Here is a 17,418-nt window from a genome sequence, read left to right as displayed (position 1 = left end):
TCTGATGATAAACTTACTATTATTGAGGCTATTTCTACAAACATTTTATCCAAAGGTTGACGGTTTTACTTTGTTTTTAATCAATTAGAAATAGATTGCTGTTATCAGTGCATATTTTTTAAAAAAACAACTATAATTAGTGCTAAATTTGAACTATGAATAATGTAAATGCCAAACAGGTTAAAAAAATTATATAATTCTAAAAAAATAATCCTTTTCGCTGCATATTTCGTAAATTAGCGGCGTAAAAATCACTTTTTATTGTCAATGGAACAAATAGCACCGTATACACCCAAGAATAAAGTAAGAATAGTAACTGCAGCTTCACTATTTGATGGTCATGATGCAGCGATAAATATCATGCGTCGTATTATTCAATCTACAGGAGTCGAAGTTATTCATCTTGGTCATGATCGTAGTGTGGAGGAAGTAGTAAACTGCGCTATACAAGAAGATGCAAATGCTATTGCGATGACATCATATCAAGGAGGTCATAACGAGTATTTTAAATATATGTATGATTTGCTAAAAGAAAAAGGAGCAACTCATATCAAAATATTTGGAGGAGGTGGCGGAGTAATACTTCCAGAAGAGATTAAGGACTTAATGGATTATGGTATTACACGTATATATTCTCCTGATGATGGAAGAGAGCTAGGGTTACAAGGAATGATTAATGATCTGGTACAACGCTCTGATTTTCCTATAGGAGATAACCTTAATGGAGAAGCAGATCATTTAGCAGAAAAAGAAATAGGTGCAATTGCACGAGTTATTTCTGCTGCAGAAAACTTTCCTGAAATAGCAAAAGGTGCTTTAGATAAAATTCATATCAAAAATAAAACCTCAAAAACCCCAGTACTTGGAATTACTGGTACAGGAGGTGCAGGAAAATCCTCATTAGTGGATGAATTGGTTCGTCGATTTTTAATTGATTTCCCGACAAAAACTATAGGATTGATTTCTGTGGATCCTTCTAAGCGAAAAACCGGAGGAGCTTTATTAGGAGATCGAATTCGAATGAATGCTATTAACTCCCCGAGAGTATATATGCGTTCACTGGCAACCAGACAATCTAATCTGGCATTATCAAAATATGTGGCTGAAGCAATAGAGGTATTAAAAGCTGCAGAATTTGATATCATCATTCTGGAAACATCAGGAATAGGACAATCAGATACCGAAATCTTAGAACATAGTGATACTTCTCTATATGTAATGACTCCCGAGTTTGGGGCGGCAACACAATTAGAAAAGATAGATATGTTAGATTTTGCTGATCTGGTAGCTATCAATAAGTTTGATAAAAGAGGTTCTCTGGATGCTTTGCGGGATGTAAAAAAACAATATATGCGTAATCATCAGTTGTGGGATATTCCACAAGATGAGTTACCTGTATACGGAACTATTGCTTCGCAGTTTAATGATCCGGGAATGAATACACTCTACAAGGCTATTATGGATAAAGTCGTAGAGAGGACAGGTGCAGCACTTCAATCAGATTTTCATATTTCTAAAGAAATGTCTGAAAAAATATTTGTGATCCCTCCAAGTAGAACCCGATACTTATCAGAAATTGCAGAAAACAATAGAGCATATGATAAAACAGCAAATACTCAAGTAGAGGTCGCTCAAAAATTATATGGAATTTATAAAACAATTTGTAGTGTTGCAGATATTCATTTTCTTGGTTTATCCAAAAATGGTATAGACGATGATGGGTTAAGAGATATAAAAGATGATGATAAGAAAGTATTCTTAAAATTACTTTTAGCAGAATTTGATAGAGTAAAACTTAACCTTGACCCTTATAATTGGGAAATTATTACAGGTTGGGGAGCCAAAGTCAAAAAATATAAAGATCCTATCTACTCATTTAAAGTAAGAGATAAGGAAATTAAAATTGAAACACATACAGAATCGTTATCACATAGTCAGATTCCTAAAGTAGCATTACCCAAATATGAAGCTTGGGGGGATGTTTTAAAATGGTGTTTGCAAGAAAATGTTCCTGGTGAGTTTCCGTATGCTTCAGGGCTGTATCCTTTTAAACGTACAGGAGAAGATCCGACTCGAATGTTTGCTGGTGAAGGAGGACCAGAACGAACGAATCGTCGTTTCCATTATGTAAGTTTAGGAATGCCGGCCAAACGTCTTTCTACTGCATTTGATTCGGTAACATTGTATGGAAATGACCCTGATCACAGACCTGATATATATGGTAAGATTGGTAATGCGGGAGTTTCTATTTGTTGTCTTGATGATGCTAAGAAATTGTACTCTGGCTTCGATTTAACTCATGCCATGACTTCGGTAAGTATGACGATCAATGGACCAGCACCTATGTTGTTAGGATTCTTTATGAATGCTGCAATTGATCAGAATTGTGAGAAGTACATTAAAGAGAATGACCTAGAGACAGAAGTAGCCGAAAAAATCAATAAAATTTATAAGGAAAAGGGAGTAGAACGCCCAAAATATCAAGGTGAATTACCAGAAGGTAATGATGGGCTTGGATTAATGCTTCTTGGAGTTACAGGAGATCAGGTTTTACCAGCAGAGGTGTATAACGAAATTAAAGCGACCACCTTAAATACTGTTAGAGGGACTGTGCAAGCAGATATTCTTAAAGAAGATCAAGCACAAAACACATGTATTTTCTCTACAGAATTTGCGCTTAGATTAATGGGAGATGTGCAAGAATATTTTATAGAAGAACAAGTACGTAATTTCTATTCGGTATCTATATCCGGATATCATATTGCAGAGGCAGGAGCAAATCCTATTACTCAATTAGCATTAACATTGGCAAACGGATTTACATATGTAGAGTATTATCTAAGCCGCGGAATGGATATCAATAAATTTGGGCCTAACTTATCGTTCTTTTTCTCTAATGGTATTGATCCAGAATATGCCGTGATTGGTAGAGTAGCGCGTAAAATTTGGGCAAAAGCCTTAAAACATAAATACGGAGCTAATTCTAGAGCACAAATGCTAAAATATCATATTCAGACTTCTGGTCGTTCATTACACGCTCAGGAGATTGATTTTAATGATATTCGTACTACGCTTCAGGCATTGTATGCAATTTATGATAATTGTAACTCTTTACATACAAATGCATACGATGAGGCCATTACCACGCCAACAGAAGAATCTGTACGTAGAGCAATGGCAATACAGTTGATCATTAATAAAGAATTAGGGCTGGCTAAAAACGAAAACCCAATTCAAGGATCATTTATCATAGAAGAACTGACAGATTTAGTAGAAGAAGCTGTGCTAACAGAGTTTGATAGAATCACAGAACGAGGAGGAGTATTAGGAGCTATGGAAACCATGTATCAGCGTAGTAAGATACAAGAAGAAAGTTTGTATTATGAAACATTGAAACACAATGGGGAGTTTCCAATCATTGGAGTAAATACATTTTTAAGCTCTAAAGGATCTCCAACAGTAACGCCAGGAGAAGTAATTCGTGCAACTGAAGAAGAAAAACAATATCAGATTACAATGCTAAACGAGTTGCAGAAGGGAAATACCGATGTTACAGCAGAATTGCTAAAAGATTTGCAACAAAAAGCAATCAGTAATCAAAACATCTTTGAAGCTTTAATGGAAGTTTGTAAAAAATGTTCGTTAGGACAAATTACAGCTTCCCTATTCGAAGTAGGCGGACAGTATCGACGAAATATGTAATGATAAACATAAACCTAAATAAAAAGTCTCGTTTTGCAAAAAACGAGACTTTTTATTTATAAGAATTTTGAATCGTCTTAAACTACCCGAATAATGATCATACTTTCTTAGAGTTTGTTTTTTTCTTCCATACATGATTTAGGCCTGCCAGGAACTTTATAACATTTCCTTGCATACAAGAATAGACTCCTTGCACCAATGTTGTATTTCCCGGCAGAAGGGAGACATACTAACCTTGCCGGGAAACCTAAAACCTGTGCAGGGGAGCATACTAATCTTACCGGGAAGCCTAAAACCTGTGCCGGGGAATATGAATACATTGCCGGGAAGCTTAAAAACTACTGTAGGGAGATGTTAAATACTTGCTGGGGTGAGCTATATCAGGATTTTTTGATTTTTATAAACTGCCAGACTTCTTTTGAACACAATTATAATCTGTATAAATTACAATACTGATCTCAACTTCCTTATAGATATTGATAATGATCAAAATTTCAATACCTTTAGACGTAAATGATAATCTGTGTTTAATACAATAGAATATACTGTAACGGCTATTGTTTGTCTTATTTCGGCAGTTGTAATTCAACGTATATTTAGCAAAGAAAAACTTAGAGGAGCTGATGTTAAAGCTATTCAAGGGATTATGTGGTTTGGTTTAGCCATATTTGTATGGGGTTTAGGAGCTTTAGTTAATCTGATTATGGTGGTAGCCTTGCAATGGTCACCTACGAATAAGGTTCTTATCTATTTTGGAGTACTAATTTCATTGGCGAATTCATTATGTATTATGCTATCACTCCCTTCTATAGAACATCCCAAAAAGCCAGGAATTATTGTTCGATTAGTAGAACGTTTTAGCGCGCGAGAATTTGTAAGTCTCTTTTGTGGTGTTTTAGGGATGATCACTTTTGTTTTTATAGCGGCTTCTTATGGTAATCCTGAAATAAGCAATAATTTTATCTGGTTAATCGATATTCCGATCTCTATATTAGTCGCAATATCATTACTTTATGAACTCAATAAAGCTTTTGTTGGTAGGCAAATGAAGTTTATGTATTTGCCAACATTTGCACTCTTTGTTCTTATTGTGATAGCAGTTTCACATCGAATGATTCCGCAGGATAGAGTTTTGCAATTTATAGATCAGGAGTTTTGGAGAACGCTTGGTAGTATTACAGCGATTTCATTTAAATTTCTTTTTATTCTGTTATTCTCAATACTGCTGTACAGTTGGAAATTTCTATCCGAAAAAGAACAACAGCAAAGTTTAACACAAAATCTGGAGGTTCAAAAAGCCAAACTTGTAAGAGATAATGAACAATTGAAATTAGCAAACGAAAGTCATTTGGATACCATTAAACGATTAAAAAATGACCTGAAAACTATTAAAGCTACCTCCAAGATAGAGCTTTCTGAACGACAAAAAGAGGTTTTAGGATATCTTGCACATTTTGGAAATCATAAGTCATATACCGAGATTGCCCAGGAAATGCATATTAGTACTGATGGGTTACAGACTCATATTCATCAAATCAAAAAGATGCTTAATATAAGCGGGGCGGGAGGTAAAGAGCAATTAATCGCCTTTGCAAAAGCAAATAGTTTTCTTAAGTATACTTCACTAAAAGACAATACGTAACCGCATGGTTAAGCATTTAGGAGTTGAATTTTGAATAGTGCTTAACCTTTTGTGGTGTTTATTTTTAGGGCAATTTGCTCTGAAAATTATTATATGTTATTTCCTTATATTATTTCAGAACAAAATTTAGATAAAAATATTGATCATGTCTTTGGAGAAGCTACCAGTTGGTTTGTAGATGCCATTTTAGCTGAAATACCTATAACATCAACAATTGGAATTCCTTGGGTTCTAGTGGTATTGATATTAGGGGCGAGTTATTTTACAATATATTTTAAGTTCGTTAATATCAGAAGTTTTTTTACTGCAATAAATGTAGTTAGAGGTAAATATGATGCTTTAGAAAACTCAGAACAAGAAATGTTTTATACACCTTCTCCTAATATATCATCAAAAGATACTAAGGCAAAAAATGATAATAAAGATACAAATGGAGAGGTAAGTCATTTTCAAGCATTAACTACTGCCGTTTCTGCAACTGTAGGACTTGGAAATATTGCAGGTGTTGCCATTGCACTATCTATTGGTGGTGCCGGAGCGACATTATGGATGGTAGTAGTTGGGGTATTAGGAATGTCTTCAAAATTTGTAGAATGTACTCTTGGGGTCAAATATAGAGAGATCAATAATGAGGGAAAGGTATTTGGAGGGCCAATGTATTATCTTACCAAAGGACTTAAAGAAAAAGGATATGCAAAATTAGGTAAGGTCTTATCAGTGCTATTTGCGGTTATGTGTATTGGAGGATCTTTTGGTGGTGGAAACATGTTTCAGGTAAATCAGGCTTTTAAATTGCTTAATCATGTTGTAATTTCAGATAATTCCATATTACATGGTCAGGGTTGGGTGTTTGGAGTTATTATGGCAATATTGGTAGGAGTTGTTATTATTGGCGGAATTAAAAAAATAGCAAGTGTTACCGATAAGATTGTACCTTTTATGGTATTAATTTACATTGGAGCAGTACTTACCGTTTTAGTACTATATAGCTCAGCTATTCCCGCTGCTTTTGGGGCGATCTGGGATGGTGCTTTTCATCCAGAAGGAGTGCTAGGAGGTTTTGTAGGTGTATTAATTCAGGGATTTAGACGCGGAGCTTTTAGTAATGAAGCAGGAGTAGGTAGTGCTTCTATTGCGCATAGTGCTGTAAAAACACGTTTTCCTGCGAGTGAAGGGCTCGTAGCATTACTCGAGCCTTTTATCGACACTGTGATAGTGTGTACTATGACTGCATTGGTTTTGATTATTACAGGGCAAATTCAAACAGGTGTCGAAATCAGCGATGAGCAAGGAGTTCTTCTCACTGCTTCTGCACTAGAGAGTGGTGTTTCATGGTTTCCATATCTGCTTACTATTGCGGTATTACTTTTTGCTTTCTCTTCTATGATTGCATGGTCATATTATGGTTACCAGGCCTGGAGCTATCTTTTTGGAAGAGGTAAACGAACAGAATATCTTTATAAGTTTATATTTTGTTGCTTTACGGTGATAGGTGCTGCTGCAACATTAAATGCAGTGACCGATTTTAGTGATGCCATGGTTTTTGCAATGATGGTACCTAATATGATAGGTTTGTTTTTGTTGAGTGATAAAGTAAAAGAAGAACTAAAAAGGTATAAGAAAAATATCAAAAAGATGATGAGTTAGTGATCATACTCAGTATGGTGGTATTTTTTTTGAATTTCTTTATCTTTATAGAAACACAACTCATCATGCAAAAATTACTTTTAGCGGTCTTCGTAACTACGATTTCATTTGCGCAGCAACAGCCATTAAAAGCTTTGGTAGGGGGCACTCTAATAGATGGATATGGGTCTACTCCAATACAAAATAGTGTAATCCTTATTGAAGGCGAGAAAATTAAAGCCGTAGGTACCTTAAAAACATTACAAATACCAAAAAATGCAGAAGTGATTTCTACTGAAGGCATGTCTGTGCTGCCAGGACTTTGGGATATGCACGTACATACAATGATTAATGGTCATGCAGATTATGCATATTGGGATAAGACGTATCCGCCGCTGTTAGAAAATGTTATTATGCCTTCTTCTGCAGAGCAATTACTAATGGCTGGAGTAACTAGCGCCAGGGATTTAGGCGCACCACTAAAAGAAAGTATAGCTGTAAGAGATCGAATTAATAAAGGAGAGATTCCGGGAGCCACCCTTTATGTTTCAGGACCATTTATACAAAAAAAACCGTATCCCGGGACCGAAGCTTTTAGATGGGGAATAAATGGAGTAGAGGATGCCAGAAAAAAAATAAAAAAATTAGCCGATGCAGGAGTTGATTGTATTAAGCTTATAGATCAGGATCAAATGACTACAGCAGAACTACAAGCTGTGGTGGATACAGCACATAAATATAAATTAAAGGTAGTAGCTCATGGTCATCGTCCACAAGAAATAAGAATGGGACTAAAGGTTGGTGTAGATTGCTTTGAGCATACGGGACTATCTTCAGCTCCAAGATACCCTGATGATGTGATAGAAGCAATTAAAGAACGTACCGCTCAAATGAATCTTGGACCCATGTTTTGGTGCCCTACTGTAGAAGGATTATATAATTATGAATATGTTCGTGATAATGGAGAACATTTAGATAATGATTCCTGGCATAGAGGATTACACGATACGATTGTTGCAGACATAAAAAATAGTTTTACTCATAAAGATCGATTACCATATTTTCAACTCACTCCAATTCGTAAACCAACATTAGAAACTAAAGTTAAGCAATTGATGGATGCAGGAGTAGTGTTGATGATAGGAACAGATAGTGGTATTCCGATGAAATTTCATAGCCAATCAACTTGGAACGAATTAGATGTTTGGGTTAATGAATTCGGAATAGATCCAATGTATGCAATACGAGCAGCTACCTATTGGCCGTCATTATGGATGGGGGTTGCTGATAAAGTTGGAACTGTTACCGAAGGAAAATATGCCGATATTATTGCTGTAAAAGGTGATGTACTTCGTCATATTAATATATTACAGGATGTAGATATTATAATTAAAAAAGGGAAACGGTATAAATGAAACTAAAAGTATCTGTTTTTTTATTAGGTTTTATAGCTCTTGGAAATGCTCAGGAAGCCTTCGAGATTGGTAAAATTATTGACTCTGTAAAGATTTCTGAAAGTACTAAAGAAACCTTTGCTCTATATCTTCCTCTATCTTTCGATCATACACAATCATCCTCTATTGTGTATATTTTTGATCCTGCAGCTAGAGGTAAGGTTGGGATTAAACCTTTTATCGAAGCATCTGAGAAGTACAATTATATTTTAGTGTGTTCTAATAATAACAGAAATGGATCTTATGAACGTAACTTTGATATTACTGATAGGTTATTTGATTTTGTGTTTTCAAATTTTAAAATTCGAGAAAATCAAATTTTTTTAGCAGGGTTTTCAGGTGGTTCTCGATTGGCTTCTGCTATTGCAACATTAACCAATAAAATAGAAGGAGTGATAGCTTGTGGAGCTGGTTTTTCTAATAATCCAGGTCATGTTCCTTCTACTCAAAAATTTTCCTACGCTGCTATTTGTGGAAACGAAGATATGAACTATTTGGAGTTGATAAATACAAAAAGGTATTTACAGCGTCTTAATTTTAAAAACACTTTAATAACGTATAATGGAAATCATAGATGGCCTCCTGAAAAGGAAATTTTAAAAGCATTTGATTGGCTGGAAATACAAGCTTATAAAAAAGGAAAAAAAGTAAAAACAGAGGAGCAGATTTATGAAAGCTATCAATACAATTATAAAATTGCATTAGAAGCGGAAAAACATGAAAGACGACTTCAAGCTATTGAGAATTACGAACGAATCCTGGCTACATATCAATCTTTTTATGATTTGGATAGTATAAAAACTAAACTCAAGAGCCTTAAAAAAGATAAACTATATATCAAAACCATAAATTCATTGTCAAAAGTATTAGAAGAAGAAATAAAACAAACCGATAAATTTAACTTACGCTTTTCTGAAGATTATAAAACCCCCAAAAAGGTTAATTTTTCATGGTGGGAAAGAGAACTTGGTAAATTGAGAAAGTTAGAAAATTCTAAAGATTCTGAAATCCAAAAAATGGGAATGCGAATGCGGTATAAAATCTTTGCTCAAGCTTATGAGAAGAGTGATCCAAGCATCAATAAAACAAATGAATTGGAAAAACAATTTTGCAATAGAATATGCAAGATGATTTACCCGGAATTTTATAAAAAATAGTTAAAACCTATAAGGTCATTAACCAATGATGTTGAAGACGTTTAAATTTTCTTAGTTCCTTACGTAATAAAACTAAAAATTCTTTACCATTACTTTCTGATTGCTCCAGGCGTTCACAATTTTTGTAAAGTCTATTAGTAATGTGTATTAAAGAATTAGCATGACGAATACGATCATCCTGAAAGGTTTGATTTTCTGCAGTTATAATTTTAGGGGCCAAAGCATCCGATTGTCGAATAATATCGCCTGTAAAATAAATATGAGGATCTTCACTTCCATTACTTTGAAGGTGAGCTAAGTCATGAACAAGATAGCTTGAAATACTTCGCGAAAGCGTAAATATTTCTAAAGCCTTTTTATACAATCTCTTATTTCTCGGTTTTCGTCTCATAATATTTCGTTCTCCAAAAATAAAGTAATTTCTAATACTTTTTCTTTTGAAATTAAAGAGTAAAGGGTTATTTACCTTAACTATTAATTATAAATAGTATTTTTGGTTTAAAATAAAAAATAAAGTAATGGAGTGTGTAATTATTACAAGGTATAGTAATCATTTTGATTGCAAATGTATAAAGGGAGTTCAAGCAAGAAATATTAAAAATAGAGTATGAAAATAGATGCTACCAATTGGGGTATTTTACAATGCTTACAGAAAAATGCAAGGTTGTCTAATGCAGAAATAGGAAGAAAAGTTGGTTTAAGTTCTCCAGCTGTGGCTGAAAGAATCAAAAAAATGGAAGATTATGGTATTTTAAAAGGGTATAGAGCTGAAGTTTCATACACAAAAACAGGATACCAGTTAAAAGCTATTATTACACTACGTGCTTTTATGGGAAGATTACAACCTTTTTTAATTAAAGTGGCAACATATAAAGAAGTAATGAATTGTTATAGAATCACTGGTAATGAAAATATAATCATGGAGGTGGTTTTACGTGATCAAATGCATTTACAAGAATTTATTGATAGTCTTATTACCTATGGAGAAGTTAAAACTCATATTGTACTTTCTAATCTCATAGAGAGTAATCCTATTACTAATTCTTCAGGCTTAAATGAATTAGAAATTTAAATTTTTTGGCATGAGATTTGTGTATATATTTGTACGATGAACCATCTTTATCTTGTGTGAGGACATTAGTTAGGGAAACTAAAGAGAGTACAAGGGAAAGATAAAAAACGTCTGAAGGAATTCAGGCGTTTTTTTCTTTGAAAGTAATGTTGTTTAGGCACTTGTTATAAGGAAAAGATATGGGTATTTTATTGAAAAAATCTGAATTCTTAAGTTGATACATTACAAAATTTTATAAATTACTACTAAAATGTGCATAAAGGCATCTTTTTGCACTATTTTGCTATAAAATTTAATTATATCGTGCCGTTTTCTTTCTTGAAACAATATCTTATTCTTAGTATACTATGTCTTTCTTCACTGGGGTATGGACAAAACAAGCTTACACTTAAAAAAGGAATAGTAATGGATTCTTTATCCGTACCTTCTACAAAAGGTATGTTTAGTGTTTATCTCCCAAAAACTTTCGATACAAGCAAAAGTTGGCCTTTATTACTTGGTTTTGATTCTTCTGGAAAAACAGGAGGGGTCACAAGATTATATAAAGCAGCTGCAGAAGAATATGGTTATATTGTGGTTATTGCAGATGTTTTAGAACATCAGAAACCAAAAGAAAAAGTTGAATATATGCTAACTTTTATGGACTATGTTCATTCTCTTTTTTCAATTCAAAAGGGAAGAGTCTATGTTACTGCTTTTGGAGATGATGCTAAACTTGTAAGCTTATTACCAGCATTATATTCTGATAAAATTTCGGGGGTTATTGCTATAGGAGATAGTTATTATTATAATTCGAGTGTAAGAATTAAAAAGAGTTTTTCTTATTTGGGTGTCGTGAATACTTCTAATTATAGATATAGAGACTTTTTTAATAATAAAGCATATCTTAAAAGTAAAGCAATTCCAGCAGATGTTTTTGTCTACAATGATACATCCAAATTACCTAATCAAAGGATTATAAATAAAGCACTTTCTACTTTTACGCTTCAAGCGATGCTCAAAGGTAGAATACCAAAGGATTCTATCAGGGTTCAGCGTTTGTTCAAAAAAGATTTAGCAGAGGTTGATTCCTATATAGGCAAAGGAGAGTTTTTATTCGCAAATGAAGAACTCAAGAGAATCCGAATTAAATACGGTATGTTTTTTAATACAAGTTATTTGAAAGAAGAACAAAAGGAAATTAAAAAGCGCAAAGAATATAAACGTGAAAAACGATTAGAGTCTAAATATAATTATAAAGAAAGGCTAATTAGAGAAAAATATATGTTTGCTCTTGAAGAAGATGTTGAAATAGAAGATTTTGAAAATCTAGGTTGGTGGAAATATCAAATGTCATTAGTCGATACATTGGTTCAGAATAAAGAAAAATATGCCCATGATACAGGGCTTAGGGCAAAGGGGTATTTAAAATATCTGGTGGATGCTTATAAAGCAGAATTATTAAAAGATAATAACAAATATCTGGTAAAAAGACTATTTCTTAATATACTGAGTACAATTGTAGATGAACAAGATTTTGAATCGTATAAAAAAATCATTTCTCTAAGTGCCCAAGATCAAGATTATGAAACTGCTTTATTCTATTTAGAAAAAATGTTACAAAATGGATATAAAGATGTAGATGCGCTTTATGTTATCGAAGGTACTCTGGCTTTGAAACTCTCTAAAGAATACAACGAACTCATAAAAAAATACCTCGGTACTTCTAAATATTTGTTTTCAAATTAAGCTGAAATCATAAAATTTTGTGTATTTCATCGATTTATTGTGTTTTTTGTCGTGATTTTTTTTGAATTAACAATTTTTTTACACTATATTTACATCATCAATAAAAAACTTTGATGTATGGCCAAAAACTAACATTTTAACTTGTATGACGATATAAATTAAAATATTAGTTTGGAATACATCAGGGTCGAATTAGGTGTGAGGACATTAGTCTAAAGACCCCAAATCTTGAAACTAAAGAGAGTACGTAATTTGCCCTAAAGACTGAAAGCGTTCATTGAACGCTTTCATTTTTTTTACCCACCTTACTCCTTTATTTAAATGTAAAAATACTGGTAAGAAAGTATGAATTATATATGTTCTCTATGATTTGTATGAATAGAAATGACTTCTATTCTTGGAGTCAAGATAAATCAAATTATTTCTAAATCTTTACTTATTTATTACCAGATGAGGTACATCTTCAAGTTTCCAATCAATGACTAAACCTCCTGCTAATGATTGTGCTATCTCAGGGCCGTATAAGAATTCACATAAGTAGAGAGCAGCTTCGAAGCTTTTGGCACCTCCTGCAGAGGTTATGTATTTTCCATCATGAACAAATAATACTTCTTTTCTGATATCCAATTTTGGAAACATGGCACGCATTTTATCAATATCACTAGGAAATGTTGTAGAAACTATAGTGTCTAAGACTCCTGCTTTTGCCAAAACAAAAGCTCCATCGCAATGTGAAGTCATAAATGTAGCTTTACTGTCCACTTGTTTTATAAATTCAATCATGGCATGATCATCTAAGTCGGTATCGAGGTGATGCTCTGCACTGGGAACTACCAAAATATCAATATGAGGTAAAGAATCTTTAAGATAATTATAATCAGGAATAATTTTTACTCCTTCAAAGGTAGTTATTGGCAAATCAGTATTTGCTACAGTAAAAACATTCATTTGTTTAATATTCTTTCGATACTGTGTATGTTGAAAAATATCATAAGGAGCGGTGAATTCTGTATTGTACGTTCCGTCCATAATCAAAAAAGCAACGTTATATCGATTGGGTTCTAATTTTGGAAACGTCTTCTTTTCGATTATTTTTTCTTCCTTGATGGTTTGTTTTTTTTCTTGTTGTACCTGAGTACATCCAAAAAGAAATAGGGTAAGGAGAACCAAAATGAAATTTTTCATGAATCTAGATTTTAAATAGAAGTTTAATCAGTACTTTTTTCCTTAGTAATTTTTTGTTTTACAATGTAAAGTAAAAATGTTCCTAAAACAGCAATACAAGTCATAAAAATCCAGGTATTGTTATATCCATATTGATTTATAAATTGCATTCCAGAATTATGCCCAAAAATATGAGCAGCAGAAAATGACATACTATATAAGCCCATATATGCACCTTGTCTTCCTTTTTTTGCTCGATCCAATGCAAAAGCGTTTCCAAATGGAAAAGCAACCATTTCACCCAATGTAGCTATAATCATTCCCACAACCAGAATTCCTGCCCAAGGTGTAACTAATAAAAGAGCGAAGCTTATTCCGGTATAGATAAAACCATTGATTACATTCCCTATTTTTGAAAATCTAGATTTTTCTAAATACGCAATTAGAGGCATTTCAAAAAAGAATATAAGTGCACCATTTAAGGCGAGTAAAAGACCAATTTTTTCTTCAGATAATTTATGTATTTCTTTATAATATAAAGGTAACGTAGAGAAATATTGAACAAATATAAAACCAAATAAAGCAAGTGCAATTAAGAATATGATATAGATGCCATCCTTATAAGGTTTTATAGGGTTTTTAACAACAATTTCTTTGTCTTGCTCTTTGGCTTTTTTAGGGTTAAGCGTTTGTATCATTACAAAACCTGCTATAATACAAGTGATTCCGTCTACCCAAAATAGACCGTTATATCCAATAGATGTAATGATAAGACCGCCAAGTGCTGGTCCTGCTGAGAATCCAAGATTAATAGCTAGCCGTATAAAAGTTAATGATCGTGTTTTATTTTCGGGTTTACTATAAGCGCTTAATGCAACAAAAAAAGCAGGTCTAGCCATATCAGCGATGGCAATAAGAATAAAGAAACCAATACAAATACTCCAGAAACTAGAAAAATACTGAATAGCAAGAAATGAAACTCCGGTTAACATAAGAGAGGTGAGGATGACTTTATAATACCCAATCTGATCACTTAGTTTACCTCCAAGCCAAGCTCCTGTAAATGAACCTAAGCCATAACTAGTCATGATCCAACCTACTTGTTCTAATGAAAAATCTAAATCATCGGTGAGATAGAGGGATAAAAATGGAATTACCATTGCTCCAGCCCGATTGATTAATGTAATTAATGCTAACCACCATACTTCTTTTGATAGTCCAGAAAAAGAATCAATATATTGAAGTAAAATCTTGCGCAATGAATTGATGATTTGTGTTGTTCCCTTGAATTTAAGGAGTAAAAGTAGCTTTTTATCTATTATTTGGGTACAATTTTATTAAAATTAATTAGTTAACTAATTGTAAATTGTACTTTTGCAAAAAAACAAAAGGGAAGTGTTTAGGTTATTATTGCTACTTATATTTTTCACAGGAAATACTATTGCTCAGGATTCTACGGCAATTAAAAGAATATTGTCTTTTCAGGAAAAGATCAATAGAGAGTTTTCTTCTGAAGAAATTTCACCATTAACTACAAAAGATTTTAAACGTTTTAAGAAACTAGAATTTTTTAAAATAGATACCTCGCTTTGTATTAAAGCAAAATTTGAGCGTACTCCTTATGAGACTCCTTTTATAATGAAAACTACTACAGGGGCAGAACCTTTGTACGTAAAATATGGAGAAGCAAGATTTATACTCCAAGAAAAAGAATATGTATTGTGTATATATCAAAATCAGGGATTAAAAACTCAACCCGAATATGAAGACTATTTGTTTCTTCCTTTTACTGATTTGTCAAATGAGGAATCAAGTTATAGTGGAGGACGTTTTATAGATCTCAAAATACCCGAAGGAGAATCAATTCTAATTGATTTTAATACCGCTTATAATCCGTATTGCGCATATAATGATCGATATTCTTGTCCAATCCCTCCCGAAGAAAATCATCTGGATGTGAAGATATTTGCCGGGGTTAAAAAATATAAGAAATATCCTGAAAATGAATAAAATAAAAAGCGTCCTGAATCTTCAGAACGCTTTTTGCTTTAAACAAATAATATATTGACTAAAAATATATATTAAAACTTATAGATTGCGCCTAACACAAAAGAAGAAAGACTTTTTGTAGCTTCACGATCATTATCCAAAAATGAATCTTCTGAAGCAGAATCTAATCTTAATTCTGGTTTAAGTGTTAAATCACCAATAGCATAACTTCCTGTTAATGTTGCTGCAATAACATCACCATCATTTTCTGAGTCTAATCCAATAACACCTGTTAATCCCCCATTATATACAGAGAAATATTCTCCTCTTAGTCCGATAGTAAATTTTTCTGAAGTTTTGTATTGTGGGTAAAGTGCTACTCCATAGAAACCTGAAGCATCTCCATCTCCTTGTGGTTCGGTAGATAGGTATGTAGTATTTATACCAAGATAAAAATCTTCAGATACATCCCATCCTGTAGTAAGATCTACCTGAAAAGTAGGATCTACTTCATCTGTATCTCCTTCATTACCATATCTAAAGTTAAGAAATGCACTTCCACTATCAGTAGAGTATCCTAATTGTGCACCAACAATGTATGTGTCAAAAGGATTGTTTTCTGTATAATCAGTAGGATTCATAACAGCAAGCATTGCAGACCACTTTTCACTAAGTGCAAAATCTGCTTTTAAACCGGTATGAGAAAAAGGACCATATGAGAACATGTAAGAAGTAGAGTAGTTAAAGTTTCCTGTTGGAGAAATTACTTCATACCCTAGAAAAGTATTAAAGTTACCAACAGTAAGTTTAACTTTATCAGAAACATTCCAATATGCATATAATTGATTGACAATTTGCGCCGAACCATCAGAATTAAATACAGCATCTTCTCCTCTTTGTCCAAATACAAGATCAGCTACAAAACCAACTTTTTCACCTTCATATCCTAAAATCAGGTTAGCCATACCTAACGCAAAACCAGATTGATTTGCAAAAGAAGTTCCAGGAGCAATAAATGAATCGTCAGTACTAGCATCGCCGTCAAAATCATCTGACTCATTAGGAGCTCCGATATTATATCTAAAATATCCGTCTACAGATCCATTCACAGAGAAATTATCAAACCATTTTTTTTCTTCCTCTTCTTGTGCAATTGTGGTGAAGCTCACAAGAGCCAAAGCAACAAGACCTACTTTTCTTAAAAAATTTGTTACAGTTTTTGTTTTCATAATAAACATTAATTATTGTAATTGTTTTTAATTGGAACTGTAAAACTATGTCAAAAGAATTTTACCCCAATAAAAAATAGGGGGTATGCTTGTATTTTTATGCTTTTTTTATTTTTTACCCTAAAAAAATTAAGGTTTAATGTTTATTTGTGTAATTTTTAAGAATTTAAAAGTCTCTTTTTTGGATTTTTAAGAGTTTTTAAGGAAAATAAAGAGATAAGTAAATCTAATTATAACATTTTAGATGCTAAAAATTGTAAAAACTAAGATGAAGGAGATAAAATTATGAATAATTAGAAAAAATCAGCTTAGAGCTTGTTCACCTTTTTCTTCGGTTCTGATTCGATATACATTTTGTATGTCTGATACAAAAATTTTACCATCACCGACTTCGCCTGTTTTTGAGGCTTCAATAATGGTCTGAATCGTTTTTTCTTCAAATTCATCAGAGACAACAATAGAAAGGTATCTACGTTGGATATCAGAAGTACTGTAAGAAATTCCCCTGTAGGTTTGTCCTTTTTTTTCGTTACCGACTCCAGTAACATCCCAATATGTAAAGAAATTTACTTCAATCTCATGTAGCGCATCCTTAACAGCTTTGAATCTTGATTTGCGGATAATAGCTTCGATTTTTTTCATGATTACAATATCG

The 17,418-nt window shown here is 33.0% G+C and carries 14 protein-coding genes; 8 read left to right on the top strand and 6 right to left on the bottom strand.

What is annotated here, in order from left to right:
- Positions 1-267: 267 nt before the first annotated feature.
- Positions 268-3,702 carry a methylmalonyl-CoA mutase family protein gene (locus PQF96_RS03605; RefSeq protein ID WP_271765107.1) on the top strand — a complete coding sequence of 1,145 codons (3,435 nt, stop codon included), beginning with the start codon at positions 268-270 and terminating at the stop codon, positions 3,700-3,702.
- Between the two features lie 107 nt (positions 3,703-3,809).
- On the opposite strand, the gene PQF96_RS03600 is transcribed toward PQF96_RS03605, so the two are convergent.
- Complete coding sequence (locus PQF96_RS03600; RefSeq protein ID WP_143916292.1) at positions 3,810-4,022, bottom strand: hypothetical protein; 213 nt, start codon at positions 4,020-4,022, stop codon at positions 3,810-3,812.
- Between the two features lie 203 nt (positions 4,023-4,225).
- Between PQF96_RS03600 and PQF96_RS03595 the strand changes: the two genes are divergently transcribed.
- The 4 genes from PQF96_RS03595 (at position 4,226) to PQF96_RS03580 (ending at position 9,581) form a co-directional block, all read left to right on the top strand.
- Positions 4,226-5,344 carry a helix-turn-helix transcriptional regulator gene (locus PQF96_RS03595; RefSeq protein ID WP_143916291.1) on the top strand — a complete coding sequence of 373 codons (1,119 nt, stop codon included), beginning with the start codon at positions 4,226-4,228 and terminating at the stop codon, positions 5,342-5,344.
- A gap of 93 nt (positions 5,345-5,437) precedes the next feature.
- Positions 5,438-6,991 carry an alanine/glycine:cation symporter family protein gene (locus tag PQF96_RS03590; RefSeq protein WP_143916290.1) on the top strand — a complete coding sequence of 518 codons (1,554 nt, stop codon included), beginning with the start codon at positions 5,438-5,440 and terminating at the stop codon, positions 6,989-6,991.
- A gap of 65 nt (positions 6,992-7,056) precedes the next feature.
- Positions 7,057-8,385: an amidohydrolase family protein gene (locus PQF96_RS03585; RefSeq protein ID WP_271765106.1), complete on the top strand. Its 1,329-nt coding sequence runs from the start codon at positions 7,057-7,059 to the stop codon at positions 8,383-8,385.
- Positions 8,382-9,581 (top strand): hypothetical protein, encoded by a 1,200-nt coding sequence (locus PQF96_RS03580; RefSeq protein ID WP_271765105.1) that lies wholly within the window; start codon positions 8,382-8,384, stop codon positions 9,579-9,581. Before PQF96_RS03585 ends, PQF96_RS03580 begins: the two co-directional genes overlap by 4 nt.
- 7 nt (positions 9,582-9,588) lie before the next feature.
- Here PQF96_RS03580 and PQF96_RS03575 read toward each other — a convergent pair whose 3' ends face one another.
- Positions 9,589-9,972 carry a hypothetical protein gene (locus PQF96_RS03575; protein ID WP_109437230.1) on the bottom strand — a complete coding sequence of 128 codons (384 nt, stop codon included), beginning with the start codon at positions 9,970-9,972 and terminating at the stop codon, positions 9,589-9,591.
- A gap of 216 nt (positions 9,973-10,188) precedes the next feature.
- On the opposite strand from PQF96_RS03575, the gene PQF96_RS03570 reads away from it, so the two are divergent.
- Both PQF96_RS03570 and PQF96_RS03565 read left to right on the top strand, forming a co-directional pair.
- A complete protein-coding gene (locus PQF96_RS03570; protein ID WP_109437229.1) occupies positions 10,189-10,653 on the top strand; it encodes an Lrp/AsnC family transcriptional regulator in 465 nt (154 codons plus the stop codon).
- 405 nt (positions 10,654-11,058) lie between these two features.
- Entirely contained in the window at positions 11,059-12,381 is a 1,323-nt protein-coding gene (locus PQF96_RS03565) for a hypothetical protein (protein WP_271765104.1), read from the top strand.
- Between the two features lie 432 nt (positions 12,382-12,813).
- Here the strand turns inward: PQF96_RS03565 and PQF96_RS03560 are convergent, their stop codons facing one another.
- Both PQF96_RS03560 and PQF96_RS03555 read right to left on the bottom strand, forming a co-directional pair.
- Positions 12,814-13,566, bottom strand: coding sequence for a DJ-1/PfpI family protein (locus PQF96_RS03560; protein ID WP_271765103.1), 753 nt, complete (start codon positions 13,564-13,566; stop codon positions 12,814-12,816).
- A 23-nt stretch (positions 13,567-13,589) separates the two neighbouring features.
- On the bottom strand, positions 13,590-14,804 hold the full coding sequence (locus tag PQF96_RS03555) for an MFS transporter (protein WP_143916285.1): 1,215 nt from the start codon (positions 14,802-14,804) through the stop codon (positions 13,590-13,592).
- A gap of 136 nt (positions 14,805-14,940) precedes the next feature.
- Here PQF96_RS03555 and PQF96_RS03550 point away from each other — a divergent pair, with 136 nt between their 5' ends.
- Positions 14,941-15,555, top strand: a complete 615-nt coding sequence (locus tag PQF96_RS03550; RefSeq protein ID WP_271765102.1) for a DUF1684 domain-containing protein — start codon at positions 14,941-14,943, stop codon at positions 15,553-15,555.
- 71 nt (positions 15,556-15,626) lie between these two features.
- Here PQF96_RS03550 and PQF96_RS03545 read toward each other — a convergent pair whose 3' ends face one another.
- The gene (locus PQF96_RS03545) at positions 15,627-16,763 is read right to left on the bottom strand and encodes a porin (RefSeq protein ID WP_109437262.1); all 1,137 of its coding nucleotides are present in this window, start codon (positions 16,761-16,763) and stop codon (positions 15,627-15,629) included.
- 303 nt (positions 16,764-17,066) lie between these two features.
- Positions 17,067-17,405 (bottom strand): P-II family nitrogen regulator, encoded by a 339-nt coding sequence (locus PQF96_RS03540; RefSeq protein ID WP_109437224.1) that lies wholly within the window; start codon positions 17,403-17,405, stop codon positions 17,067-17,069.
- Positions 17,406-17,418 lie beyond the last annotated feature (13 nt).

The sequence above is a fragment of the Aquimarina algiphila genome (genome assembly GCF_947494415.1).
GTDB classification, from domain to species: Bacteria; Bacteroidota; Bacteroidia; order Flavobacteriales; family Flavobacteriaceae; genus Aquimarina; species Aquimarina algiphila.
This window is presented reverse-complemented; position numbering and strand designations above follow the sequence as displayed.

Coding starts and splice junctions, on each gene's coding strand:
- PQF96_RS03605 (WP_271765107.1), top strand. CDS start 268: ATGGAACAAATAGCACCGTATACACCCAAGAATAAAGTAAGAATAGTA.
- PQF96_RS03600 (WP_143916292.1), bottom strand. CDS start 4,022: ATGTATTCATATTCCCCGGCACAGGTTTTAGGCTTCCCGGTAAGATTA.
- PQF96_RS03590 (WP_143916290.1), top strand. CDS start 5,438: ATGTTATTTCCTTATATTATTTCAGAACAAAATTTAGATAAAAATATT.
- PQF96_RS03585 (WP_271765106.1), top strand. CDS start 7,057: ATGCAAAAATTACTTTTAGCGGTCTTCGTAACTACGATTTCATTTGCG.
- PQF96_RS03580 (WP_271765105.1), top strand. CDS start 8,382: ATGAAACTAAAAGTATCTGTTTTTTTATTAGGTTTTATAGCTCTTGGA.
- PQF96_RS03575 (WP_109437230.1), bottom strand. CDS start 9,972: ATGAGACGAAAACCGAGAAATAAGAGATTGTATAAAAAGGCTTTAGAA.
- PQF96_RS03570 (WP_109437229.1), top strand. CDS start 10,189: ATGAAAATAGATGCTACCAATTGGGGTATTTTACAATGCTTACAGAAA.
- PQF96_RS03565 (WP_271765104.1), top strand. CDS start 11,059: ATGGATTCTTTATCCGTACCTTCTACAAAAGGTATGTTTAGTGTTTAT.
- PQF96_RS03560 (WP_271765103.1), bottom strand. CDS start 13,566: ATGAAAAATTTCATTTTGGTTCTCCTTACCCTATTTCTTTTTGGATGT.
- PQF96_RS03545 (WP_109437262.1), bottom strand. CDS start 16,763: ATGAAAACAAAAACTGTAACAAATTTTTTAAGAAAAGTAGGTCTTGTT.
- PQF96_RS03540 (WP_109437224.1), bottom strand. CDS start 17,405: ATGAAAAAAATCGAAGCTATTATCCGCAAATCAAGATTCAAAGCTGTT.